Below are 23,016 nucleotides of genomic sequence, written 5' to 3' on the forward strand. Positions count from 1 at the left end.
CGCGATGGCAGTCTTTCTTGGCATAGACGTCGGCGGTACGGTGATCAAGGCCGGGCTGTACCGGGCAAGCGGCGAAGAGCTGGCGATCGCCGAGCGCGACGGCGCGGCGATTGCCGCCCAGCCGGGCTTCAGCGAACGCAATATGGACGCGCTGTGGGATGGCGTTTGCGCGGCGATCCGCCAGACGCTGCACGCGGCGGGGCTGGAGGCCGGGCAGGTGCGCGGCGTCAGCTTCTCGGCGCACGGCAAAGGGCTGTACGCCATCGACCGCCACGGCAAGCCGGTCGGCAACGGCATCCTCTCTTCGGACAACCGCGCGGCGGCCACGGTGGCTGAGCTGCGCCGCGCCGGCGTGGACGCGCAGACCTACCCGCTCAGCCTGCAGCCGCTGTGGCCCAGCCACCCGGCGCTGCTGCTGCGCTGGCTGAAGCAGCAGCAACCGGCGCAGTACGCCGCCGTCGATCGCATCCTGATGGCGCACGACTACCTGCGCTTTCGCCTCACCGGCGAGGCTGCGGCCGAGGTGACCAACATCTCAGGCAGCAACCTGTTTAACCAGCACAGCGGCGCTTACGATCCGGCGCTGATGGCGGCCTTCGGCATCGAAGAGGCGCAGGAGAAAACCGCGCCGGTGATCGGTTCGGCGCAGCTGGCCGGGCGGGTGACGGCCGCGGCGGCGGCGCAGTGCGGCCTGCGGGCAGGCACCGCGGTGTACGGCGGCCTGTTTGACGTGGTGGGCGCGGCGCTCAGTTCCGGCGTGGCCGACGATCGCACGCTCAGCGCGGTGGCGGGCACCTGGTCGATCGCCACCTGCGTGACCGAGCGCATCATTTCCGCCGATTACCCCTACGCCTGGGGGCGCTACTGCATCGACGGCCGCTATTTCGTGCACGAAGGCAGCCCGACCTCGGCCGGCAATCTGGCCTGGTTCCTGCGCCAGTTCTGCGCCGACGACCGGCAGCGCTACGCCCAGTTCAATGCCTGGGTGGCCGAGCGCCGCGAGCAGCCCAGCGGGCTGCTGTTCCTGCCTTATCTGTACGGTTCCAACCTCGGCGGCAACACGCCGGGCGGGCTGATCGGCCTGAGCGCCCACCACGAGATGGCGGACGTGGTGCAGGCGATCTACCAGGGCATCGTGTTCTCGCACCTGATCCATCAGGAGCGCATGGTGCAGCTGAACCCGCGCATTGAGCGGGTGCGCATGACCGGCGGGCCGACGCAGTCCGAAGTCTGGATGCAGATGTACGCCGACGCCGGCAACCTGCCGCTTGAGGTGGTGGAAACTCGCCAGAGCGGCTGCCGCGCCGCCGCCCTGTGCGCCGCCGTCGGCGCCGGGGAGTACGCCGGGTTCGCTGAAGCGATCGCCGCCGCGCCGCCCAAGCTGCGCTGTTATTATCCCGCGACCGCCGCCCATCGGCGCCTGCGCGCCCAGCAGGCGCGCTATCTGGCGGTTGCTCAGGCTTTGAGTGAGGTGACTGATGCAAACGACTAACGCCGCCTGTCTGGGGCTGTATGAAAAAGCGCTGCCCGCCGATCTGAGCTGGCCGCAGCGGCTGGCCATCGCCGCCGAGCTGGGCTTTGAGTTCGTGGAGATGTCGATCGACGAACAGCCGGCACGCCAACAGCGGCTGGACTGGGATCGCCGCCAGCGGCTGGCGTTTATCCAGGCGCGGCTCGACAGCGGGGTGACGGTGCCGAGCCTGTGCCTGTCGGCGCACCGGCGCGACCCGTTCGGCAGCGCCGACGCCGCCACCCGCGAACGGGCGCGGGTGCTGATGAGCAAGGCGCTGGAACTGGCGACGGATCTCGGCATCCGCAACATCCAGCTGGCGGGCTACGACGTCTATTACGAACCCGCCGATCGCCACAGTCGCGAACGCTTTATCGAGGGTATGCAGTGGGCGGCGGCGCAGGCCGCCAGGGCGCAGGTGATGCTGTCGGTGGAGGTGATGGACACGCCGTTCATCAACAGCATCAGCAAATGGCGCGACATCGCGCGCCACGTCAACAGCCCGTGGTTCACGGTGTATCCCGATCTCGGCAACCTCAGCGCCTGGGGCAACGACGTCGCCGCCGAGCTGGCGCTGGGCATCGGCAGCATCACCGCCGTGCACCTCAAAGACACCGTGGCGGTGGGGCCGGGCAGCGCCGGGCAGTTCCGCGACGTGCCGTTCGGCGAGGGCTGCGTGGATTTCGCCCACGCCTTTTCCGTGCTCAACGCGCTCGGCTATCGCGGCCCCTACCTGCTGGAGATGTGGGCGCGCGAAGACGGGCAGGACAAGCAACGTATCGCCCAGGCCAAGGCCTGGATCGAACAACAAATGAATGAGGGAGGCATCGCATGCTGAACGAACTCAAGCGGCAGGTGCTGGCCGCTAACCTCAGCCTGCCGGCATACGGGCTGGTGACCTTTACCTGGGGCAACGTCTCGGCGATCGACCGCCAAAGCGGGCTGGTGGTGATCAAGCCTTCGGGCATCGCCTACGAGGCAATGACGCTGGAGGATTTGGTGGTGGTGGATCTGGAGGGCAAGGTGCGCGAAGGGCACCGCAAACCCTCATCCGACACCGCTACCCACCTGGCGCTGTACCGCGCCTTCGCCGATATCGGCGGCGTGGTGCACACCCACAGCCGCAACGCCACCATCTGGGCGCAGGCCGGGCAGCCGATCCCGGCGCTGGGCACCACCCACGCCGACTACTTTTACGGCGACATTCCCTGCACCCGGCCGATGAGCGAGGCGGAGATCGCCGGCGACTACGAGGGGGAAACCGGCAAGGTGATTATCGAGACCTTCAAGCAGGCGGGGCGCGATCCGCAGCAGGTGCCGGGGGTGCTGGTCTATTCCCACGGCCCGTTTGCCTGGGGCAAGGACGCGGTGGATGCGGTACACAACGCGGTGGTGCTGGAAGAGGTGGCGATCATGGCGATGGCGACACGCCAGCTGGCGCCGGCCATCGCCCCGATGCAGCCGGAGCTATTGGACAAACATTTCCTGCGCAAGCACGGCAAACACGCCTACTACGGGCAATAGCGCCCGTCAGCGATTCAACAGCGAGCCGGTGAAGAACTCTCTGCGCACCGGCAACTCGCCGCGCGGGCTGTGAATGGCGCTGAACAGCAGCTCCGCGGCGATCTCCCCCAGTTTCTGCGTATCGTGATACACCCCCGGAATGTGCAGGCCGTAAGCGCCGGCGCGCGGCGGCTCGTCTATCGAAAAGAACTTCACCTGCTGATAAAGCCCCATCTCGTGGCAGATGGCGATGGCGCCCAGCGTGATGATGCCGTTCAGGCCGATGATGCAATCCGGGCGGTTTTCCGGCTGCGCCAGATAGGCACGCACCTCGCTTTCCTGCGAGGTGAAATCGTAGTCGCCGTTGATGATGTGAATCTCACGGCCGCTGCCCTGCAGCGCCGCGACGATGCCGGCGGTGCGCGTTAGCGTAATTTCCGAATCCGCCGGGCCGCCGATAATCAAAAGCTTCTGCTCCGGCTGCTCCGCCAGATAACGCCCGGCCAGCACGCCGATCTCACGGTTATCGAGGAACACGCCGCTCAGCTGCTGATCGTAGAGATCGCGGTCGATCAGGATCAGCGGCACGCCGTACACCTCGGCCAGCTCGAGATAGGCGGGGCGATAGCGCTTGTCGTCGCGCACCGCCGACAGCAGGATGCCGCGTGCCTTATAGCCGAACAGCGCCTGAATGGCGCGCATTTCCGCCTCTTCGCTGCCGTCGGTGTCGAACAGCATAATCTGGTAGCCCTGCTGACGCGCAATGCGCGACACGGTCTTGATCAGGCCGGAATAGAACGGGTTGTACATGCTGCTGGTGACGATGCCGATAATCTGGCTGCTGCTGCTTTTCAGCCCCTGCGCGAACGCGTTGGGCACATAGTTCAGCTCTTTGGCGATGGCGTGAATGCGCTCGCGGGTTTCCGGCTTGACCAGCTCGGGCTTATTGAAGGCGCGGGAAACGGTGATATTGGTCACCCTGGCGCGGCGGGCGATATCCACGATAGTGGCATTGGGATTGGCTTTCGACACCGTCTTTCCTTGCGTTATGCCTCAACAGATCCCTTATTGTAGGGAAAGGACGGGGGCGGTGCTAGGGGGGAGTTGGGGGGAGGGAAAATAATGGAATGAATATAGAGGTAATAATGTCGTTAGTTTATTAATTGTAAGTTTAATCATTTTATGTGGCTATATTTTGTTGGCGGGGAGTTTGATAAGGTGTGTTTATGGTCGAAGTTAGGTGTGAATGGCTGCTTTGTGCTGAAAGCAGACCTATATTTACTCCTCCTCACTGAGGTTATACTCAGACTGCCCACTGCTGACCACCGTGATATAAAAGGAGTTCTGCTGATTTAAATAGCGAAAGTTTCACTAAAGAGGATGTAAAATGACACTACCCAAGTTCAGAAATGACCTACAAGTTGAAGCTAATTACTCTATCAATCAAGCCAGTGAAATGGTTGGGAAAACGGTGAAATCTGTCCAGATTGGTTTTCAGAAAACGGGAGCACAAGTTCATCAGACTGAAATGCTAATCATCACGTTTACAGATGACACTCAACTCGCGATCTCAACAGGTTCGAACGTTGTAAACATAACGTCGCAAATTGGGCGTGGTGGCAGCGATGAGCTTAAGCCTGCGGATTTTCACGTAGATCTTGATTTGACCTGGCAAAAATAACAAATCCGGCCGTGCCAGCGGCTTTTTTCATACTCGCCCGGCTGGCACTGCCACAAACCTAATCCTGTAAGGTGACACTTAAGCGTGTCAGAACTGCGCAATAACCACCTTCACTTTTCCTTCCGCATCTTTAGATTCCAGATCGGTTTTCACACCCAAAGGATTATTTATGTAGCAATCCGGGTCATATACAAACAAAATCAGCGTATCGCAGTCCTGATGAGTGCGGTAGCGCGCCATATCAATAAGCAACTCCCCGCCAACTTTACCGGCTCCCAGCGACTCACGGGTTTTCTTCACCTCGATCACAATTTTCTCTTTTTTCAAAAGAAAGTCCTGTCTCGAGGCTGCGCCCGCAAAGCTGGGGGTATACTCTTCCGCCCTTATATCATTAAAGTGAAGCGTCAGCAGCGCATAAACCATATCCTGTACGTCATACTCATCATTAACTTCAAGCGGCGTACGGCCGTTGTGCCGTCTCTTCAACTGGCGAACAAAGGCTGGAAACCTGTTAAGAATATTAAGCACGAGGCTCAGCGCTGAACTTTCTTGAAGCGTATTCGTACTGACCGCAGAGTGCGCAAGATCATCTCTCGCCGCATCAAACAACGGCTTATAACTTCTTATCAGGGTCTTGTAATTACTAAACCAACTGTTGCTTACAGTATTAAAGTCATTGTAATAATCAGACTCTTTTCCGTAGCTGTCCTCTATTAACTTTTTCACTCTGGAGATCCAGTTTTGATATTTACCGGAATCAACATAAGTTTCCATATTGTGAGTGAGAACGCTCCGCTCAGTATACTTTGTGGAAATGAGCGCCTCATAATCTTTTTCAAGCGCCTTAAATCTTTCTTCCAGTTGTTGGTTTGTCATGGTGTCTTCCGGGCTGCATAGTCTGGTAACAAGGTTTAGCATATAGAAACTCTACCATACTTAACCTTCTTTTCTTCACACTGGAGTCAACAGTCATTCTATCCAGTGCCCCCAGTGATCCTACCCGCTGCGGCATTCCTCTGTCCGAACGAAGGAATGAGACAGGACAAAACCGCCCGGAAATGCAAAATTGTCCAGTGCCGTACGCGCCCCAATCCTATTTATTTACTTCATAGCTTTTCAGTAAGGAACGAATAAATATTTTAATTTCTGCTGTGATTAGTATCGGACGGTGCTATGTCTGCTCTTCGCTCAAAACCGCCCCTCTAATGCTGCGTATCAAATCAATAAACCAGCACCAGCAGCTGTGGAACGGAAGCATTGTGGGGCTCCTTGAGGAAAACAGCAATCCACGCCTAAGAACGATCGAAAAAGCAACGTGGACGATGAGCCCACGATCGACTACCGATAACAACACCGCTAATCTGGCAGCGACTTTTCACCCCTCAACCTCCCGCCACAACCCTGGCAATAACCCCAACGTCTCATCAATCAGCGCCCGCCGGTCATTGCCCGGCTTCCAGATGGTCACCATGGTTTGGCTGATCCCCTGGCTGCCTACTTCGGTGCGCAGCGTGTTGACGTTTTTCCACTGTTCTGCATGCATATGCGTCGGCAAGAATCCCCAGCCGCAACCCTGTTCAAGCAGGGCGCGCAGCATCTCCAGCTCGTTGGTGAAAATGGTATGCCCGGAAATCTGCAGGCGGCGCGCCACCGGTTCGTCAGAATCCGGGTGCATGATCACCTGCGGCGTGAGCGAAAGTTCCAGCAGCGAGAGCGGCTGTTCCGCGCCGGGGAAAAGCGTTTTGGCGGCGTAAAAATCCATCTCTATCGCCCCTAGGGCGCGCCACTCCATGGCGTCGCCCACGCTGCGATGGCGCGCCTGGCAGATGCCCAGATCGGCCTGGCCGCTTGCCAGCAGGCTTTCCGCTTCGTCGCGCGAGGCGTTAATCAGGCTCAGGCGCGTGTTGCGTTGGGCCATGGCGGCAATCATCGTCTGCAGCAGCGCGCGGGGCGTGAAGGGATCGTAGACCAGTGAGATTTCCTGCGCCGCGCTCTTCGGTACGTCTTTGGCGAACGCCTCAAACGCTTTCACCTGGCGCATCAGCAGGTGCGCCTGGCGTTGCAGTTGTTCGCCCTCTGGCGTCAGGTGCAGGCTGCGCCCCTCGCGCAGGAACAGCGCATAGCCCAAGCCATCCTCGAGAAAATCAATCAAATCACGCAGCGTCGTGCGGTCTTTGCCCAGCTTGAGCGCGGCTTTCGCCAGGCTGCCGTGCTCGGCCACGGCGGTGAAGGCTTCCAATTGGGCAAAGGAATAAATCAGGCTCGGCACGCGGTTCTCCCGTCGATTTTTTGGGGGATTTTCCCCCATCAGGCGTTTTTTATTATAGGCCGCGTTTTTTTAAGCTGAACGCCTTCCTGAGCTAAGCGAGAAAAAATATGAAAAGCAAAGTGTTTAACCGCAGCCTGCTGGCGGGCGTTGTCATCAGTCTCTGCAGTGGCCTGTTGGCGCCCGCCGCGCTGGCCGCCTGTGCGGGCACAGAACTCAGCGTCTGTCCCGCGCCTTTCGATACGCAATTGCCGGACACGCACAAGATGCTCACCTGGAGCCAGAGCGACCGGGTGATCGGTTTTCGTAACGACTACCGCAACTATGCGGGGGATGTGTTTCATCACGGCAAGGCCACACCGCTGGTGGCTGCCGCTAAACAGCTAACGAATGCCAGCTATCGGGTGAATGGCAAAACCTACCACCTGCAGGACTATCTGCAGCGCCAGAACGTCAGCGGCATGCTGGTATTGAAAGACGGCAAAATCGCCTGGAAATATCTGGGGCAGGGCAATACCGACGCCACGCTGTGGACGTCGCGCTCCGTGGGCAAATCGGTGGTCGCCACGCTGGTGGGCGTGGCGATTAAACAGGGCAAGATCCGCTCGCTCGACGATCTCATCACGCAATACGAACCCGATCTGAAAGGCACCGCGTGGGACGGCGTGACCCTCAGGCAGCTGATCACCCATACCTCCGGCGTGGCGTGGAATGAGGATTACACCAACCCGAAATCGGACTTCGCGCAGCTGACCGAGTGTGAAGCCAAGCCCGGCACCTACGCCTGCGTGCGCAAACTGGTGGCCGGTTTGCAGCGTGCGCATCCGGCCGGGCAGAACTGGTCTTACTCCTCCGGCGGCGCGTGGCTGCTGGGCGACGTGCTGGAGCGCGCCACCGGCATGCCGCTGGCGGCCTATCTGCAGCAAAGCATCTGGCAGCCCTACGGCATGGCGAGCGACGGCGTGTGGCATGCCTACGCCAAAGGCCAGCACGACGTGGGCGCGCACGGGTTCAACGCCACGCTGGAAGACTGGGGGCGCTTCGGCGAATTCATTCTGCATAACGGGAAGCTGCCGAACGGCAAACAGATCTTGCCGGCCGATTGGGTAGCCCAGTCGTCCAACTGGACGCGGGCGACAGGCTCGGTATCGGCGGCCCATCCCAACGGCATCTATGGCTTCCAGTGGTGGAACAACGAAGTGCCGGCCAATGCGGCCAACGTGGAACCCGCCCCGCAGGCGTCCCTGAAACATTCCCTGTGGGCGCTGGGGATCTTCGGTCAGATGATCATGGTCAATCAGGCGGAGAATCTGGTGATCGTCCAGTGGTCCACCTGGCCGCAGGCGGAGCCGTCCTTCAGCGCACAACCGCTGGAGGCTTCGCTGATGTTTAGTGCGATAGCGAAGGAACTGCGTTAACCCTCAGTAGCGAGCAGGGGCGGTTGCCATTCCGCCCTTGTTATAAATGTGCCCGTGCATATAACAGCGCGGAAACGGCGATCTGGGCTATGCTTTTCACCACATCCATTTTGCGCCGAAACGGGCGTGACAAAAGTGCGACATGTCAGGCCAGGTTGAAGCTCTTTATCGAACGGCTCTCACAGGAGTGGCTAAATTGAAAATCGATTGGCATAGCGCATTGCTAACACGCGCCACGATCGTGGATAAAAGCTACAAAAATACGCAAAACGTCCGTCGTTTCATGGTTGAGGCGTGCGGAGAGGATTTTCGCTTCGATCGTGAATTTATGGCATGGATACGCAATGACGTGCCAAAGACGTTAGGTGATGTGGTCGATGAGTGGCAGCGTAGGCACATCATCAACCCTGGCAGATAGGGTTCAATCTGAGGGCCGGTAGGTGCGGTATTTGGACACGGTATGCCGCCAAGCAGATTGGCTCAGCACATAAAGCGGAACGTTGTCCCTAAATATGATGGCATTGTTCCGCTTGGTACTCTTCTTTTCTCGCAAACCTTGCCAAGATCGCCTTTATACCAGCGCTATCCCTAACCCCGCCGATCAAACCGAAACCAGCGCCGGGATCAGCAGTTGCGGGGCGAGGAGGGCGATTGAGGTTATTGGGGGGAGCGCTCCTCGCATCAGCATAAAAAATATAGCGTTACACTCTAACTAGCGACTCCGTTTCAGTGAGCGAGAGCTGATAGCGTTTTACTGCCTCTGCAAAGGCTTGAGCGGCATCGGCATTCGAGACCATATATTCTTCAGTTACACCCGTTTGAGAGTGGAAAGTAATATTCCCATAAATACAAATAGGGATTTGATAGTTGTCTTTGAATCTGCGGTCTGGTGAGCCATTCTTGTTCGTTTTAGCCCATGTATGCCCAGCTATACTGGCATCACTTGGAACGCCATCCTCTTCATGGAATCCGCGAGGTTCTGCACTAATTTGTAATTCTCGTAAGTCAATTAGAGCAAATGCCCCATCAGCTCGCGGTATGACTGCAACACCGGGGTAAAGCAAAATATCGTCACCATTGGCATTTTCAAACCGCATCGCTCGACCTGTAAACTGAATGAGATCAGTTGAACTAAAATCGAAGGCAACAGGATGACGATTAACAGACCGTGTGGCTAACGTCCTTTCGGCAAACTGGTCTACAGCCTTATCAGCAGTAATATCCCATTTTTTGACGCTCGATTTTAACACGTCGAATGCACGAACCATTGCGTCATAAGCCCTCTGTGAGGCATCACTGCTTTCGAAAGTGATAGCAATTTTTGTACTGTCTTCCCAAGACACGAGGCGAGATATTTCTGTTTGGGTTTGGGGAAGTTTGATCTCAAGTTCTGCTATACGACGCTTGTAGAACAAGCGGAATAGGCTTGATTTACGTCGAGCCAACTCGCTCTTTTGTTTTGACTCTTCAGCAATTGCCTCTTGTAAATCAGCTTTTACCTCAGCTCTTTGCTCACGTGCTTTGGCGAGCAAGTCTCGTAAAGGTAAAAGAGATGTGCTTGTCAAAACTTCAACAGAAGCACTGGAAATTTCATTCATGCCAGCTTGAGGCATATAAATTTTGGCGTTTGATGGAACGTTACCTGGCGTTGTCTCCGGCATTTCAAGATGAGTTTCTGTAGCAGACGGATTCAGTGGATGGGTAACTGAGTGCTTGGCTCCGTAGGAAAAATTAGGTGTTGTATAAGATAAACCAGAACCCGGTAGTCCTACGGTTGCTCTAATCCCTTTTTGCCCAACATTGACTGTTGCGCCCGGTACACCGATGCTCGCGCTGATTCCACGCTTACCAATATTGAGGCGAACGCCGGGGAAAAGCGTAAAGGTTTGTCTGAAACGGAGAGACATAAGGTAATCCCTGTGTAGTAATACGCACTAAAGTCTGAAATTTTCTTCGTATAAACATTAAATCGATACAGAAGCCTAATCCTTAGCCCATTCCAATACTAACTTATAGGAATTGATTATTGCTTCAAAAAATACAGCAATGAGCTGATTTCATCGTAAGTGATTTTCGCACCCCATGAGATAGATATCCATATAAATTATGGTGATGATGCTCAAGGTTAGCTTGCGGATAGTACTGTTATAGCCGTTAATTCTAATGATCAAGCGCGAAAAATATTTGGATGCTAATTATGAAAGGTGATCTCGAGCTACATTTCCCATTAATCTCACAATGTGGCCGATTGGAGGCTGCTCACTTCCATCTTCGCCCATAATATTTGCCAATACCCCCCAAAATCTAGCGTGTGAACTCAGGCGCTGTGTTAACGCCGCTTGCGGACGAGTAAATCACCTGCAGCACTTCCCATCATCCCACTGTTCTCACTCTTAACCCCGCCGATCAAACCGATACACCAGCGCCAATGCCAGCGCCAGGATCAAAAGCGGCGGGGCGAGGGCGGTGAAGGGCGCGTTGAGGGCGAACAGCAACCCCAGGTTGAGAACGATCTGGTAAGCGATGTAGGTCAGCAGCCCGATGATGACGCCAAGCGCTAACCGGCTGCCCATGCCGGGGGCGCGTGGAGCGGTGAAGGTAAACGGGATGGCCAGCAAAATCATCGCCAGCACCAGCAGGGGCTGGCCGAGTTTTTTCCACAGCGCCAGGCGGTATTCGGTGCTGGGCTGTCCCGAGCCTTGCAGGTAATCGATATAGCGTTCCAGCTGTTGCAGCGAGAAACTGCCGGCCGGCAGGGTCAGCTCTTTCAGGCTCGGTACGGCGAACAGCGAGCGCCACGGCAGGCTGCTTTGCCGCTCAATCGTCTCCTTTCCGCCTTGCCAGCGTTTCTGCATTACGTTGTGCAGCAGCCAGCTGCCGTCGGCGGCGGTGCTGGCGCTGTCGGCGTAAATGTAAGATTCCAGCGCGCGGTTGGCCCGATAACGGAAGATCTCAATGCCGTGGGGCTGGTCGTTCTCATCGACGGTTTTGACCGTCACAAATTCGTTGCCGTGCCGCGCCCACAGCGGGTTAACGTTGACGTCGTTATCGTTCGACTGCGCCAGGGCGTTGTTCTTCATTTGCAGCGCGCGTTGCTGCAGCGGCGAGGCGGCCCACTCATCGAGGGCGCCGAGTGAGAGGTTCATCAGCAGCCCGGCGGCGAGCATCACCAGCGCAATGCGGAATATCGACATCCCGGCGGAGCGGATCGCGGTCAGCTCCAGGGTTTTGGACAGCTGCCCCAGCCCGACGATGCCGCCGAGCAGCGCGATAAACGGCCCCAGATCGACCAGGCTGCGCGGCAGGGTCATCACGGTCACCAGCAGCGCCTGCTGCCAGCGGTAGCCGCCCGGGGTCACGTCCTCCAGCTCGTTGATCAGCGTAAAGGTGGTGAACAGCGGGATGAGCAGCCCGGCTGCGGCGGCGAAGCCGATGAACACGTTGCGGATCAGGTAACGGCTAAAAATAGTCATCGGGAGGGTTTCCGCAGCAGGGATAAGTCGCGCGCCAGCAGCAGGGCGATGCCGACAGCCATCGCCAGCGGCACCAGCCAAACGCCGGGGATCGTCGGCAGAGAGCCGTTGGCGACCAGCGTGCGGCAAATGTTGCCGCCATAGAAAATCACGGTAAACAGCACCGTCAGGGGCAGCAGCGCGGCGTAGCGGCCCTGTCGCGGTTTGATGCGGCTAAAGGGGATCGCCAGCAGCACCATCAGCACGGTGGTCAGCCCGCGGCTTTCGCGCCATTGCAGTTCGGCGGCGTCACCCGGATCGGCGGAGCGCGCCAGCTCTGCCGGCGAGGCCGACTTGTGCCGGCTCTCGGCGCTGGGCACGAACGGTTTGAGCGCGATGTCGAAGTTGTCGTAGTTCTGCCCGTTGTCGTCGGTGCCCTGGCGATCCAGCACATAGGCGGTGCCGGTTTTCAGCCGCACGGCGGGGCTGGCGGGGGAGGCGTCGAGCACCTCCACCGACTGCGCGCGGTACAGGTTGGTGTGATGGCCGCCGCGCACATAAATCAGGGCGTCCGTCAGGTGGTTGGCCGTTTTGTCGACGTGATTGGCGAGGATCATGCGGCCGTTGCCGCTGACGTTGAATTTGTCGGCCTGCAGGTGGCTCACGTCCAGCACCGACTGCGACTCTTGCTGCAGCTGATAAATATTGGCGTACGCCCAGGGCCTGCCATACAGCGACAGCAGCGTAACCGCTATCGCCAGCGGCACGGCCAGTATCAGCACCGCCTTATACAGCCGCAGCGGGCTGGCGCCGGCGGCCAGCATGGCGGTGATCTCCGCATCGCTGTACAGCTGGCTCAGCGCCACCGCCACCGAAACATACAGCGCGACGGGCAATATCATCTCCAGCGCGATCAGCGATTTATAGAAAACCACGTCGGCTACCACCCGCAGCGCCAGCGTGCCGTTGGCGGCGTCGGTCAGGTAGCGCTGGGCGGAGTAGCTGGCGAACATGAAGATCAGAAACCCGGCGATCATCATCACCAGGCGGCGGATCTCAACCGTGATATAGCGTTCAATCAAAGACATGCGTCATCGGCTCCCGGCGGTGTGCGCGTCATGGCGTCTCCCGGTCGATCAGGGTGCGCAGCAGGGCGATCACTTGGTCAACTTCCTGTGGGGTGAGTGCGCCATCCTTCGCCCACTGCACGCGCCCGGCCTGGTCCAGCACCACGATGGTGGAGCTCTCCTCCGGCAGCCGCCAGGCCATGCGCCCCAGCCCGTCGCTGTCGACGATGAACTGTGCCCAGGGATAATGGCGCTTGTTTTTCTCGATCTTGCCGCGCACGAAGAAGCCGGAGCCCGGTATCGCATCGTCGGTGTTGACGATGGTGGTGGGCTGGAAGCGATCGCCCGGCAGGTTCGCGTCCTTGACGGCGTTGATCAGCAGCGAGTTCTTCTTTTTAGCGGAGGTGCGCCCGGCGATGTACTGGATCACCCGCACCTTGCCCGCCAGCTTTGCGCTGTTCCACGGCCGGTAGCTGAAATCGCCGTTGCGCAGCAGCAGCTCGCCGCGATCGGCGATGGCTATTGGCGCCACCGGCTGGCCATGCACGAAGTTATGCGCGGATGCCGCCAGCGGCGACAGCAGCAGCGCGAGGATCAGTAAGCGGCGTAACGTCATCATGGCTCCGCGCAACGCGCTTATCTGCCCGCCGCGATGGCCGGCTGGGAAAACGACAGCGGAAAGCGCGCCAGCAGCAGTTCCAGGCGCTGGCGGATGTCGATATCCAGGATCGCCGGCCGATCATAGATATCGCCGCCGGCCAGCTTGTCCGCCACCATCACGTCATGCCGGTCGCCCATCAGGCCGTTAATCGCCGCCAGGAAGCGCGAGATCTGCCGGGCTTCGCGGTTGTCGGGATCGATCGATCTCAGCGTGTCGTAAAACGAGACTTGGCGGCTGACGATTTTGCGCACGTCGTGGAACTGGTGCCCGGTCAGCGCCGGGCCGGCGATCAGCGTTTGCAGCTGGCGCATCTGCTCCTGGCGGTAGGTGATAAAGCCCTGTGCGCTTTCCAGGCGGGTGTGGCGCAGCGCATAGCGCACGTACGACCATACCGGCTTGCTGAGCAGCAGCCGCAGCAGGTTGCCGTACAGCGTCAGGTTCTTCTGGTTGCCGTTGCGAAACGCGTCCTGAAAATGGCCGAGCACCACGGTGGTGGTATGAAACAGGCGGTTGGCGCGGTGGGGGGCGCCGTACAGCTGCTGGGCGAAGCGCAGGTGCTTGTAGCGGGCGCGGATATATTTGTAGCGCATGCGGGTAGCCGCCGCCAACTGCGGGTCTTGCAGGAAACCGTTCACCAGTTGCAGCAGCTCGCGGCGGGAAAAGCCGTCTTCCCAAAACTGCAGGCACAGCGCGTAGTTGTCCCGAATGCTCTCGGGGGAGCATTCCAGATCGATCTGCTGCGGCAGGCTGATATTCGCCTCAACCAGATCGTCCTCTTCCACGGCGACAAACAGCGCCTGGGTGGTTTCGGTGGAGAACTTCTTCCAATTATCGTGAGCGGTCATTGATTACTCTCTTTGGGCACATTCAGCCCCAACATAAAGCGATTGCGGTAGGCGCCGATCGTCGGTATCAGGGATAACAGAACGTCTAAACATTGCCCCAGTAAATAAGCGAAGGCGGCGCCCTGCACGCCGAAGGCATATGCCATCGACACCAGCAGCGTAATGTAGGCCGCCGAGGCCGTCGCCTGCGCGATCAGGAAAGCGCGCTGCTTGCCTGCCATAAACAGTAAGGATTCCTGCGGGAAGCCCATCATGGAAACGATGATCGCGCCCAGCATGATTTGAATCAGGTCATAGGCTTCCAGGTATTGCTGCCCGAACACCGCGGAAATGAGCGGTTTGCCCACCAGCAGCATCAACACCGCAACGGCCAGGCCGATGCCGCCGGCCAGCAGCGAGGAGCGCAGGCCCAGCAGCCACGGGGTCTTGGTGCGCGGATCCAGGCGCATGATCTCCGGATAGAAGCTTTTCTCCAGCAGCTTGGCCGGGGTGCCCGTCGCATCGAAGAAGGTCATGGCGATCTTGAACAACCCGGCGGCGGCCGGCCCGAGCACCACGCCCACCAGCACGGTGGTGCAGGAGTTGCGCGCGGCCCAGATGGTATGGGCGATGTTGGTGGTCCAGACGAAGTTCCAGGCGCCCTCGATGCGGCGCGCGACGTTGAACAGCCGTGGCCTCAGCGCGCCGTGGATATCGCGGCGGCGCAGCTCGCGCGCGGTGAACCACCAGAACAGCGTGCCGCCGATCAGGTTAGAGGTGTACCAGGTGACGATAAAGCCGGGGAACCCCAGATCGAAATAATAGGAGATGACGCTGCCCACCGCCTGCAGGAACGGTTTGATCGCCTGCTGGATGGCGATGAGATCGAAGCGGTTGAAGGCGCGCAGCACGCCGGTCGGCGTGGACGACGTCATCGACGGGATCAGGGTGCAGTACAGCATGGCGAGCCAGAAACTTTCGCTGTCCAGCCCCAGGGCGTGGGACAAGAACGGCAGCATGATCATGCCGCCCAGCACGGCGATGACGCCGCTGGCGATATCCAGCCCGAAGGAGAAGGCGACGACGTCGCGGAAGCGCCCGGTGTTTTGATGCTCCAGCGCCGGGGTGCCGAATTGCACCACAAACTGCCAGGTCTGGAATTTGATGAAATCGCTGACCGCTTTGGTGTAAGCCTGGATCACCACCAGCACGCCGAACATTTCAGGCGACATGCCTTTACCGGCGCAGGAGAGCGCCAGCAGGCCGAGCAGCGCACTGGCGACGCTGCCGGAGCCTAAGTAGGCGGCATTACGTAAAATGGAGCGAAACGCGCCATCGGAAAACCACCGTTTCATAACCTAAACCAGCCGTTATCATTGTTTTGCTGCATCTTGTGTTCTGCCGTCATGCGCTTGCCCTGTATGCGTTTAATAAACCTGAGTTTCTTCGCCGGCGTTTTCGCCGGGTTGCCCGATATCGCTCTGTGGGCGCTTCGCGGGGTTCACTACGGCGGAAATGGCGTTGAGCGCGTTGCTCAGCACCTCGTCGTAAGGGGCTCTGGCGTCCAGCTCGATGATGCGCGCGCCGTTGTACTGCAGGCGCACCATGGCGGAAATCTTGTCTTTCAGCTCTTCATAGCTGTGATCGGGCTTGCGGGAAAACGCCGTATCGACGTCGATATCGAGGCGAATGATCAGCGCCGGCCGATAGACGGCCATGCGTTGATATAAACGGCGTTCGCGCGCCGCCAGGCGGCTCAATAGCCAGCCTTTTGCGCGTTCCACGCCGATACCGGGCCCATCGTAGTAAAAACCTGAAATTTCCGCCTGTGGGTAGCGATCGCTGATCACCAGCACGCCGCTTTGCGCCAGCTGCCGCACCTTGCGCAGGTTGGAGGCGCGCCACAGCGAAAAGCCGTACATGATCAGCGCCGCCCACAGCGCCGGCGGCCTGTTGCTCATGCGCTGAGTTTTATCGGATTTGGCCGCCAGGCGCCGTTCCAGCCACACGCCGATAAACGGCAATTTCTTGATTTTGTCGCCGTCTTCGCCGGAGATCAGCCCCAAATAGCGCCGCTGCGTGGGGCGATGCTGCTGCAGGTTTTTCACCAGATCGGCGGTCAGCGTGGACTTGCCGGTGCCATCGCTGCCCACCACGGCAATCAGTCCGGTGATGCAGGAGGAAGAGGTATCCTGTTCGGCAGTGAGTTTATTTTTTTTCATCTGTTTCGGTACGAAAAGGTTATTTGTCGGCTAAGCATTGGCAGCCCTCAGCGATATTTTAACGGCGCGCAGCGAGGCATCGAAAATACGGTTGGCCGGCTCGCGACCGTCTAAATCCAATATGTTAGCGCCGTTAAACGTCAGGTGCGGGATGACGGCGATCTTTTCACGCAACGCCGCCAGTGAGTGATCGGGTTTGCGTGAATAGGCCGTTTGTTCGTCAATATCCAGCCGAATTAATAATAAGGGCTGATAAGACGCCATCCATTGGTACAGGTTTTGTTCGCGCTTTCTCAGCCAGCGGATCCAGCGATTGCCGCCGGCGGTTTTCGCCAGCTGCGGGCCATCGAAACGAAATCCCGCCACTTCGGCCTGTGGATAACGATCGGTGATCAGCAATGCGCCGCTGCGGCTTTTCTTCAGCATGCGACGGAATTTATAAACGCGCCAATAGGAGAGTAAAAAAATCACCAGCGCCGTGGCATTATCCGGCGGCGTGGAAGGGCGCTCATGCACGCGCTCCGACTTCTTCAGCAAATAACGCCCGAAAGGCGCGCCAATAATCGGCAGCGAACTGATCCATTCGCCGATACGCCCGGAGGACTGGCCGAGATAAAGCAGTTCGGCAGGTTCTTGTGGCGATAAGGCGTTGACCAGGCTGGCGGCTAACGTGGATTTTCCTGAGCCGTCACAGCCGGTTATCGCTATTACGCGCACGGGCGAGCGATCAGATGAAGGTCTTATCTGCTGACTCACAATAATTGATCCAATGCGAAAAAAACTATTGTATTCCAATACGCCTTGGGTTCAAGATATTTATTGTGCTTTGCTGCGATAAAATAATGAGATTGCTATTCCCGTTCGTTATTTGAATTGATATTTATGGCGTTCGTTCTTGTTATTTTGTGCTAATTGTTGGTGCGTGGGCCGGTTTCGCTTTTTATGTTAATTTCCGGCCGGGATCACGGCGAAAAAAAGGCAGGGTTTTTCAATTTTCGCTTAATATTTTGTGCTTTTTGGGCGTCGCGTTACGGCAAATTTTTTTCACGCGGGCGCCACGGCAATGATAAGCGGTAGTTCGCTTCAAATATGGCACGCCGTTTCTGGTGTATTGAAAGAGAGTCTGATTATGAGTGCAAAATTTCCGCCGCTGATTGCGGTTATCGGCAGCGACGGATCGGGTAAGTCCACCGTTTGTGAACATCTGATCGCGTATATGAAACATTATGGCCCGGCGGTACAGGTGCATCTGGGTAAACAGGCGGGCAACGTCGGCCGCGCGGCGGCGAAATTGCCGCTGCTCGGGCGCTCGGTGGGCAAGGCTATCGAGAGCAATACCAAAAAAGTCAAAACGAAAAAATCCCGGATTGGCCTGCTGCCGTCGGCGGTAATCATCGCTTTTGTGGGGCGGCGGCTGCTGCGTTTTCGCCGCATGCTGGCGTATCGTCGGCAAGGGTTCATCGTGTTGACCGACCGTTTTCCGCAGGCGCAAATCCCCGGCGCTTACGACGGCACGGTTTTTCCCGTCGACGTTGAAGGGAGCCGTTTCGTCCGTTGGCTGGCGGCGCGCGAGCGGGCGGCGTTTCAATGGATGGCGGGGCAAAAACCGGATCTGGTGCTCAAGCTGAATGTCAGTCTGGACGTGGCCTGCGCGCGCAAACCCGATCATCGCAAAGCGGCGCTGGAGAAGAAGATCGCCGTCACGCCGTTATTGACGTTCGAAGGCGCCGACATCGTGGATCTCGATGCCGATCGGCCGATCGGGGAGGTGCTTTCGGCGGCGGAAAAAGCCATCGCGGAATTTATGGCGGCGCAGGGTTATCGCTATTCGGCTGATGGCGTATCAACGGCTGCGCACTGAGGTGCGCATTCGTTCGGCAGGGCGGCGATGCCATGTTCAGCACCGCCGCCGCGGCCGAGAGGGAAAGGCTTTATTTTTTCAGCGCCGCAAAGGCGCGCACGATGGTGTCTATCTCTTCATCGCTGTGCGCGGCATTGACGCTGCAGCGCAGCAGGGTGACGCCCGCCGGCGCGGCCGGTGGCAGCACCAGGTTTACATATACGCCGTGGGCGATCAGCTCGCGCCAGAAACGCAACCCTTCTTCCTTTGAGCCGATCATCACCGGCACCACCGGGCTGATGCGCGGCCCCAGGGTATACCCCAGTTCGGCGAGGCCGTGGTACAGGCGGTGCGCGTTGCTCCACAGCTTTTCCCGCAGCTCGGGATGGCGCGCGATTTTTTGCAGCGCTGTACGCACCGACGCGATGCTGGACGGCGACGGCGACGCGGTAAAGATATACGGCCGGCTGCTGTAGCGCAGCACGTCCATCCCCTTGCCGCCGACGGCGAAACCGCCGATCGAAGCCAGGCTTTTGCTGAAGGTGCCCAGGATGATATCCACGTCTTGCTCGACGCCCAGCGCTTCGGCCAGGCCGCGGCCGTGCTCGCCCATCACGCCGAAGGAGTGCGCTTCGTCCACCAGCAAATACCCGCCGAGCCGCCGCTTGATGTCGACGATTTCCACCAGCGGGGCGACGTCGCCCAGCATGCTGTAGATGCCTTCCACGATAATGATCGCCTCGCGGGCCCGCTCGCCCAGGCGCACCATGCGGCGCTCCAGATCGGCAGCGTCATTGTGGCGGAAGCGAATAATCTCCGCGCCGCCGAGGGCGCAGGCATCGTAAATGCTCGCGTGGCTGTCCGCGTCGATCAACACCACGGCGCCCGGCCCCGCCAGCGTGCTGATGACGCCCAGGTTGGCGGTGTAGCCGGTGGAGAACACGATGGCGCTCGGGCGATCGAAGAATTCCGCCAGCTCCCGTTCCAGCGTCAGGTGCGATCCGTAGCTGCCGTTCGCCATGCGCGAGCCGGTGGTGCCGGTGCCGAGCGCGGCCAGGGCCGCCTGGCCGGCGGCGATCGCCTGCGCATCGAACGTCAGGCCAAGGTAATTATTGGTGCCGGCGAGGACAATCTTTTGATCGCCGATGCGGCCCTGGGTGGCGGAATAGACTTCGTCGATGCAGGTGCCGAACGGATTCAGACCGGACGTTTGAAATTGTTCACGGTCATTGGCAAGCCGCGCAAACTTATCATACAGTCCCATGGTTTTTCTCCAGGTAAGGGCGCAGCGCGTCAAGCAGTTGCTCAGGCGTTCTGACATCAAGCAATATATTGATAGGAATGGAGATATCCAATTCATCTTCCAGCATCATCAGCAGATCCAGGACTCTGATGGATTCCAGGCCAAGATCATTGACGAGATCGCTATCAGGTTTTATTTCCACTCCGCCTTCGACGATACCTTGCAAACACGTCAGGATATAATCCATTACAGCATCGCGATTTAGCATAAGAACGTTGACACACCTCTATTGGGAATAATTAAAACAGCCCTTCGCGCAGCGCGCGCTCCAAACTTACCTGTGGAAACCAATTAATCTGTTGCGACAGCGCGTGATTACTGGCGGACCAGTCGTGATGGGTTAATTCACGTATTTTACTGCGCGTCAGCATCGGCTCTTGTTTGACCAGGCGGTTCCACACCACGCTGATATCCGCCAGGGCTTTCAGCAGCGGCAGCGGAATGCCCACCAGGCGCACCGGCCCGTGACGCACGGCGGCGCCGATGTCCCGCAGGCGCAGCCAGTTATAGCCCTCGGCCACGCCGTCGCACAGTTCGTAAATATTTGGCTGTGCGGGTTCGGCCTGTACCCATTGGCTGACCGCCTTTGCCAAATCGCTCACGTGCAGAAAAGAGAGCCTGGCATCGGGCGCACCCAGCCGGGGCAGTACGCCGCGCAGCAGGCCATTGAACAGCGGTTTCAGCTCTTTATCGCCGGGCCCGTAAACCGCCGTCGGGCGGAAAATCCCCAGCGCGATATCGCCCGTGGCGGCGATGAGTTGCTGTTCGGCGGCCTGTTTTGAATGGGCGTACCAGGACAGCGCCGGATGGCGGGCCGCCAGCGACGACATGAACAAAAAGCGATTGCAGCGGCCGTTCTGTTTGGCCGCCTGCATCAGGTTAAGGCTGCCGGTGACGTTGCAGCGGGTGAACACCGCTTCCGCATGCCCGCGCACCTGGCCCGCACAATGCACGACGCACTCCGCGCCGCGCACCAGCTCGGTGAGCGAGGGCCGATCTTCCAACGCGCCGGGTATCCACTGCAGGTTGTCGATGGCGGCTTTTCCGGCTTGCCGCGTCAGGGCGCGCACGTTGAACCCTTGCGCCAGCAGTTCCTTGACGATATGCCGGCCGATAAAGCCGGTCGCGCCCGTCACTGCGACGTTGCCGCTCATTGCGCGAAACCGGCCAGCTGCGGCATTTGCGGGTAGAGCGAAGCGCTCAGCCAGCGTTTTTTGGCCTCCGCGCGCGCGGGTTTGCCCGACGACGTGCGGGGAATGCTGTGCGGCGGCAGCAGCTCGATGTCCACCGCAATGCCGAACTCGCTTTGAATGCGGGCGCTCAGCGAATGCACGATTTGTTCCCGGCGTTCTTCCGAGCTGACTCGGCACTGGATTTGCAAAATGATCCTGGCCGCTTCGTCGTGCTCTTCGGCTACGAAGGCAATCGCATCGCCGGAACGGATTTCCGGTTCGGATTCCGCGACGTACTCGATATCCTGCGGCCAGATATTGCGGCCGCGAATGATGATCAAATCCTTCTTGCGGCCGGTGACGTACAGATAGCCGTCCAGCAGGTAGCCCAGATCGCCGGTGTCCATCCAGCCGGTCACCTGAATTTGCTGCTGGGACTCATCGTCGCAGAAATAACCGTTCATCAGGCTGGGGCCGGAGATCGTGATATGGCCGACCTGGCGTTCCGGCAACGGTTGCCCGGTTTCGCTGCGGATCTCAATGCGGTGGCCGGGCAGCGCTCGGCCGCAGTTGACGAAGGTCGAGACGGCGCGGGTCTTCTTGCCGGGCGCGACCGCTTTACCCTCGTACTCCAAAATATCGCGGTCGACCGCGTTGGTTTGCGGGCCGGAGCAGGGATCGGAAAAACTCACCGCCAGGGTGTTCTCGGCCAGGCCGTAGCACGGCATGAAGGCTTTGCTGTCGAAGTTGATGCTGCTGAAGTGTTCGCCGAACTGGCCGAGCAGCTCGGCCGGGATCGGCTCGGCGCCTACGCCCGCAACCCGCCAACTGGAAAGATCCAGATCGGCCAGCTCTTTGGCGTTGCTGCGGCGCAGGCACAGATCGTAGCCGAACGGCGGGGCGACGGACACCGTACCGCGATTCTTGGCGATCAGTTTCAGCCACTGCATCGGGCGCATGGCGAAATCTTGCGTGCGCAGATAATCGACGGACAGCTGGGTCGCCACCGGCGTGAGCAGGAAACCGACCAGGCCCATATCGTGATAGAAGGGCAGCCACGAAACGCAGCGGTCGCCCGCGCGCAGCTTGATCCCGTTGCGGCTGATCGCGTTCAGGTTCGCCATCGCCGCCCGCTGGGTGATGATCACGCCGCGCGGAAAGCGGGTGCTGCCCGAGGTGTATTGGAGATAGGCGATATCGTCGGGCGAAGGCGCGGGCAACGCGATCTCCGGCTCTGGCAAGGCGTTAAAATCCTCGTCGCTGAGGATGTGCAGCGCCGAGGTGTTTTCCGTGGCCGACGCGATCAGCGGCGTCCACTCTTCGCTGCTGACGATCGCCGCGGGGTTGCAGCTGGCGATCAGCCCTTTCAGTTTGGCGGTGTAGGAGTCGCGTTGGCCCACGCCCATCGGGATCGCCAACGGCACCGCCACCAGGCCGGCGTATTGGCAAGCGAAAAAGGCTTCGACGAATCCCGCGCTGGTTTCGGCGATAAGCGCCACGCGATCGCCTTTCTTGAGTTTCAGGGACAATAAACGCCGCGCGCCCGAGATCGCTTTTTGCTGTAGCGTGCGATATTCGAGAACGGTCACGAGTTGATTGCGACGGTCGTAAAAATTCATTCCCGTATTGCCCAGCGCCGCGTAATCCAACGCGTCCACTAAAGTGGGGAAGTCCGCATAGCGCATGGGAAGAGAATGAACGGAACTTGTTTCAGACATAGACAAACTTAGCCATAGATTAAAAATCACCAAAAGAGAAAATCACTCTTGGCGAGGTAATTGATGTTTTACTATGAATAGGTTTTGAATAAGTTTGTTATTCAACCATCTTCATTCCGCGAACAGCGTATATTGCCGTGCTTGAGGGCACGCCGGTTATTAACCGGTCAGAGCGTGAGTCGCCCGTGTTATCAGCCTTGAGCGGCACCCTGGCGATATACGAGAGACTATTGTAATATCCGGGCTGCGCCGTTCCTTAGTCTGCATCTGTCGGGCAGGAAATAACTGTCGGCTCATAGGTTATGACCTCATGCATGGCTATCTTGGAACTTAAACACTTCCTAAACAGTATGCCGCAAGAAATCCAAAAGTGAACGAT

Annotated in this window: 22 protein-coding genes; 7 read left to right on the forward strand and 15 right to left on the reverse strand. The window is 58.8% G+C overall.

Annotation, left to right across the window (positions count from 1 at the left end; translation table 11 throughout):
- Positions 1-4 precede the first annotated feature (4 nt).
- The 3 genes from ACYF6X_RS04065 to araD are packed head-to-tail and all read left to right on the forward strand — an operon-like array spanning position 5 to position 3,034.
- Positions 5-1,492: an FGGY-family carbohydrate kinase gene (locus ACYF6X_RS04065; protein WP_130018584.1), complete on the forward strand. Its 1,488-nt coding sequence runs from the start codon at positions 5-7 to the stop codon at positions 1,490-1,492.
- On the forward strand, positions 1,479-2,348 hold the full coding sequence (locus tag ACYF6X_RS04070) for an L-ribulose-5-phosphate 3-epimerase (protein ID WP_130018583.1): 870 nt from the start codon (positions 1,479-1,481) through the stop codon (positions 2,346-2,348). Before ACYF6X_RS04065 ends, ACYF6X_RS04070 begins: the two co-directional genes overlap by 14 nt.
- Positions 2,342-3,034 (forward strand): L-ribulose-5-phosphate 4-epimerase, encoded by a 693-nt coding sequence (gene araD / locus ACYF6X_RS04075; RefSeq protein ID WP_130018582.1) that lies wholly within the window; start codon positions 2,342-2,344, stop codon positions 3,032-3,034. Before ACYF6X_RS04070 ends, araD begins: the two co-directional genes overlap by 7 nt.
- A 6-nt stretch (positions 3,035-3,040) precedes the next feature.
- Here araD and ACYF6X_RS04080 read toward each other — a convergent pair whose 3' ends face one another.
- Entirely contained in the window at positions 3,041-4,045 is a 1,005-nt protein-coding gene (locus ACYF6X_RS04080) for a LacI family DNA-binding transcriptional regulator (protein ID WP_130018581.1), read from the reverse strand.
- 355 nt (positions 4,046-4,400) lie between these two features.
- On the opposite strand from ACYF6X_RS04080, the gene ACYF6X_RS04085 reads away from it, so the two are divergent.
- Positions 4,401-4,694: a hypothetical protein gene (locus tag ACYF6X_RS04085; protein WP_103774541.1), complete on the forward strand. Its 294-nt coding sequence runs from the start codon at positions 4,401-4,403 to the stop codon at positions 4,692-4,694.
- 87 nt (positions 4,695-4,781) lie between these two features.
- On the opposite strand, the gene ACYF6X_RS04090 is transcribed toward ACYF6X_RS04085, so the two are convergent.
- On the reverse strand, positions 4,782-5,570 hold the full coding sequence (locus ACYF6X_RS04090; protein ID WP_130017172.1) for a PD-(D/E)XK nuclease domain-containing protein: 789 nt from the start codon (positions 5,568-5,570) through the stop codon (positions 4,782-4,784).
- 499 nt (positions 5,571-6,069) lie between these two features.
- A complete protein-coding gene (locus ACYF6X_RS04095) occupies positions 6,070-6,963 on the reverse strand; it encodes a LysR family transcriptional regulator (protein ID WP_130017173.1) in 894 nt (297 codons plus the stop codon).
- Positions 6,964-7,070: 107 nt separating this feature from the next.
- Here ACYF6X_RS04095 and ACYF6X_RS04100 point away from each other — a divergent pair, with 107 nt between their 5' ends.
- Together ACYF6X_RS04100 and ACYF6X_RS04105 are read left to right on the forward strand one after the other, a co-directional pair.
- Positions 7,071-8,378 carry a serine hydrolase domain-containing protein gene (locus ACYF6X_RS04100; protein ID WP_130017174.1) on the forward strand — a complete coding sequence of 436 codons (1,308 nt, stop codon included), beginning with the start codon at positions 7,071-7,073 and terminating at the stop codon, positions 8,376-8,378.
- Between the two features lie 196 nt (positions 8,379-8,574).
- Positions 8,575-8,796: a DUF6434 domain-containing protein gene (locus ACYF6X_RS04105; RefSeq protein ID WP_130017175.1), complete on the forward strand. Its 222-nt coding sequence runs from the start codon at positions 8,575-8,577 to the stop codon at positions 8,794-8,796.
- Positions 8,797-9,079: 283 nt separating this feature from the next.
- On the opposite strand, the gene ACYF6X_RS04110 is transcribed toward ACYF6X_RS04105, so the two are convergent.
- The 8 genes from ACYF6X_RS04110 to ACYF6X_RS04145 all read right to left on the reverse strand — a co-directional run bounded on the left by ACYF6X_RS04110 (position 9,080) and on the right by ACYF6X_RS04145 (position 17,360).
- Entirely contained in the window at positions 9,080-10,285 is a 1,206-nt protein-coding gene (locus ACYF6X_RS04110; protein ID WP_130017176.1) for a DUF4236 domain-containing protein, read from the reverse strand.
- Positions 10,286-10,771: 486 nt separating this feature from the next.
- Positions 10,772-11,851: an LPS export ABC transporter permease LptG gene (gene lptG, locus ACYF6X_RS04115; protein ID WP_130017177.1), complete on the reverse strand. Its 1,080-nt coding sequence runs from the start codon at positions 11,849-11,851 to the stop codon at positions 10,772-10,774.
- A complete protein-coding gene (lptF, locus tag ACYF6X_RS04120; protein ID WP_063989254.1) occupies positions 11,848-12,918 on the reverse strand; it encodes an LPS export ABC transporter permease LptF in 1,071 nt (356 codons plus the stop codon). Before lptF ends, lptG begins: the two co-directional genes overlap by 4 nt.
- A gap of 28 nt (positions 12,919-12,946) precedes the next feature.
- Positions 12,947-13,513, reverse strand: coding sequence for a YtfJ family protein (locus ACYF6X_RS04125; RefSeq protein ID WP_107226513.1), 567 nt, complete (start codon positions 13,511-13,513; stop codon positions 12,947-12,949).
- A gap of 20 nt (positions 13,514-13,533) precedes the next feature.
- Positions 13,534-14,403: a hypothetical protein gene (locus tag ACYF6X_RS04130; RefSeq protein WP_107226512.1), complete on the reverse strand. Its 870-nt coding sequence runs from the start codon at positions 14,401-14,403 to the stop codon at positions 13,534-13,536.
- Complete coding sequence (locus ACYF6X_RS04135) at positions 14,400-15,737, reverse strand: lipopolysaccharide biosynthesis protein (protein ID WP_130017178.1); 1,338 nt, start codon at positions 15,735-15,737, stop codon at positions 14,400-14,402. The genes ACYF6X_RS04130 and ACYF6X_RS04135 overlap by 4 nt, the downstream gene beginning before the upstream one ends.
- A 72-nt stretch (positions 15,738-15,809) precedes the next feature.
- Positions 15,810-16,604, reverse strand: a complete 795-nt coding sequence (locus ACYF6X_RS04140) for a nucleoside/nucleotide kinase family protein (protein ID WP_130017179.1) — start codon at positions 16,602-16,604, stop codon at positions 15,810-15,812.
- A gap of 30 nt (positions 16,605-16,634) precedes the next feature.
- A complete protein-coding gene (locus tag ACYF6X_RS04145; protein WP_063989258.1) occupies positions 16,635-17,360 on the reverse strand; it encodes a nucleoside/nucleotide kinase family protein in 726 nt (241 codons plus the stop codon).
- A gap of 373 nt (positions 17,361-17,733) precedes the next feature.
- Here ACYF6X_RS04145 and ACYF6X_RS04150 point away from each other — a divergent pair, with 373 nt between their 5' ends.
- Positions 17,734-18,465, forward strand: a complete 732-nt coding sequence (locus ACYF6X_RS04150) for a nucleoside/nucleotide kinase family protein (RefSeq protein WP_049213238.1) — start codon at positions 17,734-17,736, stop codon at positions 18,463-18,465.
- Between the two features lie 70 nt (positions 18,466-18,535).
- On the opposite strand, the gene spt is transcribed toward ACYF6X_RS04150, so the two are convergent.
- From spt to ACYF6X_RS04170, 4 genes are read right to left on the reverse strand one after another with little or no spacing between them, the layout of a single operon-like run.
- Positions 18,536-19,708 (reverse strand): serine palmitoyltransferase, encoded by a 1,173-nt coding sequence (spt, locus tag ACYF6X_RS04155; protein WP_004935542.1) that lies wholly within the window; start codon positions 19,706-19,708, stop codon positions 18,536-18,538.
- Positions 19,695-19,955: an acyl carrier protein gene (locus ACYF6X_RS04160; protein WP_015378483.1), complete on the reverse strand. Its 261-nt coding sequence runs from the start codon at positions 19,953-19,955 to the stop codon at positions 19,695-19,697. The genes spt and ACYF6X_RS04160 overlap by 14 nt, the downstream gene beginning before the upstream one ends.
- Before the next feature lie 31 nt (positions 19,956-19,986).
- Positions 19,987-20,901: an NAD-dependent epimerase/dehydratase family protein gene (locus ACYF6X_RS04165; RefSeq protein WP_130017180.1), complete on the reverse strand. Its 915-nt coding sequence runs from the start codon at positions 20,899-20,901 to the stop codon at positions 19,987-19,989.
- Entirely contained in the window at positions 20,898-22,637 is a 1,740-nt protein-coding gene (locus ACYF6X_RS04170) for a fatty acyl-AMP ligase (RefSeq protein WP_130017181.1), read from the reverse strand. The genes ACYF6X_RS04165 and ACYF6X_RS04170 overlap by 4 nt, the downstream gene beginning before the upstream one ends.
- Positions 22,638-23,016 lie beyond the last annotated feature (379 nt).

This window comes from Serratia sp. ID 25-353 (genome assembly GCF_054792795.1).

Excerpts from the sequence above, each read along its gene's own strand:
- ACYF6X_RS04065 (WP_130018584.1), top strand. The coding sequence starts at position 5 with ATGGCAGTCTTTCTTGGCATAGACGTCGGCGGTACGGTGATCAAGGCC.
- ACYF6X_RS04070 (WP_130018583.1), top strand. The coding sequence starts at position 1,479 with ATGCAAACGACTAACGCCGCCTGTCTGGGGCTGTATGAAAAAGCGCTG.
- araD (WP_130018582.1), top strand. The coding sequence starts at position 2,342 with ATGCTGAACGAACTCAAGCGGCAGGTGCTGGCCGCTAACCTCAGCCTG.
- ACYF6X_RS04085 (WP_103774541.1), top strand. The coding sequence starts at position 4,401 with ATGACACTACCCAAGTTCAGAAATGACCTACAAGTTGAAGCTAATTAC.
- ACYF6X_RS04090 (WP_130017172.1), bottom strand. The coding sequence starts at position 5,570 with ATGACAAACCAACAACTGGAAGAAAGATTTAAGGCGCTTGAAAAAGAT.
- ACYF6X_RS04100 (WP_130017174.1), top strand. The coding sequence starts at position 7,071 with ATGAAAAGCAAAGTGTTTAACCGCAGCCTGCTGGCGGGCGTTGTCATC.
- ACYF6X_RS04110 (WP_130017176.1), bottom strand. The coding sequence starts at position 10,285 with ATGTCTCTCCGTTTCAGACAAACCTTTACGCTTTTCCCCGGCGTTCGC.
- lptG (WP_130017177.1), bottom strand. The coding sequence starts at position 11,851 with ATGACTATTTTTAGCCGTTACCTGATCCGCAACGTGTTCATCGGCTTC.
- lptF (WP_063989254.1), bottom strand. The coding sequence starts at position 12,918 with ATGTCTTTGATTGAACGCTATATCACGGTTGAGATCCGCCGCCTGGTG.
- ACYF6X_RS04125 (WP_107226513.1), bottom strand. The coding sequence starts at position 13,513 with ATGACGTTACGCCGCTTACTGATCCTCGCGCTGCTGCTGTCGCCGCTG.
- ACYF6X_RS04130 (WP_107226512.1), bottom strand. The coding sequence starts at position 14,403 with ATGACCGCTCACGATAATTGGAAGAAGTTCTCCACCGAAACCACCCAG.
- ACYF6X_RS04135 (WP_130017178.1), bottom strand. The coding sequence starts at position 15,737 with ATGAAACGGTGGTTTTCCGATGGCGCGTTTCGCTCCATTTTACGTAAT.
- ACYF6X_RS04140 (WP_130017179.1), bottom strand. The coding sequence starts at position 16,604 with ATGAAAAAAAATAAACTCACTGCCGAACAGGATACCTCTTCCTCCTGC.
- ACYF6X_RS04150 (WP_049213238.1), top strand. The coding sequence starts at position 17,734 with ATGAGTGCAAAATTTCCGCCGCTGATTGCGGTTATCGGCAGCGACGGA.
- spt (WP_004935542.1), bottom strand. The coding sequence starts at position 19,708 with ATGGGACTGTATGATAAGTTTGCGCGGCTTGCCAATGACCGTGAACAA.
- ACYF6X_RS04160 (WP_015378483.1), bottom strand. The coding sequence starts at position 19,955 with ATGCTAAATCGCGATGCTGTAATGGATTATATCCTGACGTGTTTGCAA.
- ACYF6X_RS04165 (WP_130017180.1), bottom strand. The coding sequence starts at position 20,901 with ATGAGCGGCAACGTCGCAGTGACGGGCGCGACCGGCTTTATCGGCCGG.
- ACYF6X_RS04170 (WP_130017181.1), bottom strand. The coding sequence starts at position 22,637 with ATGTCTGAAACAAGTTCCGTTCATTCTCTTCCCATGCGCTATGCGGAC.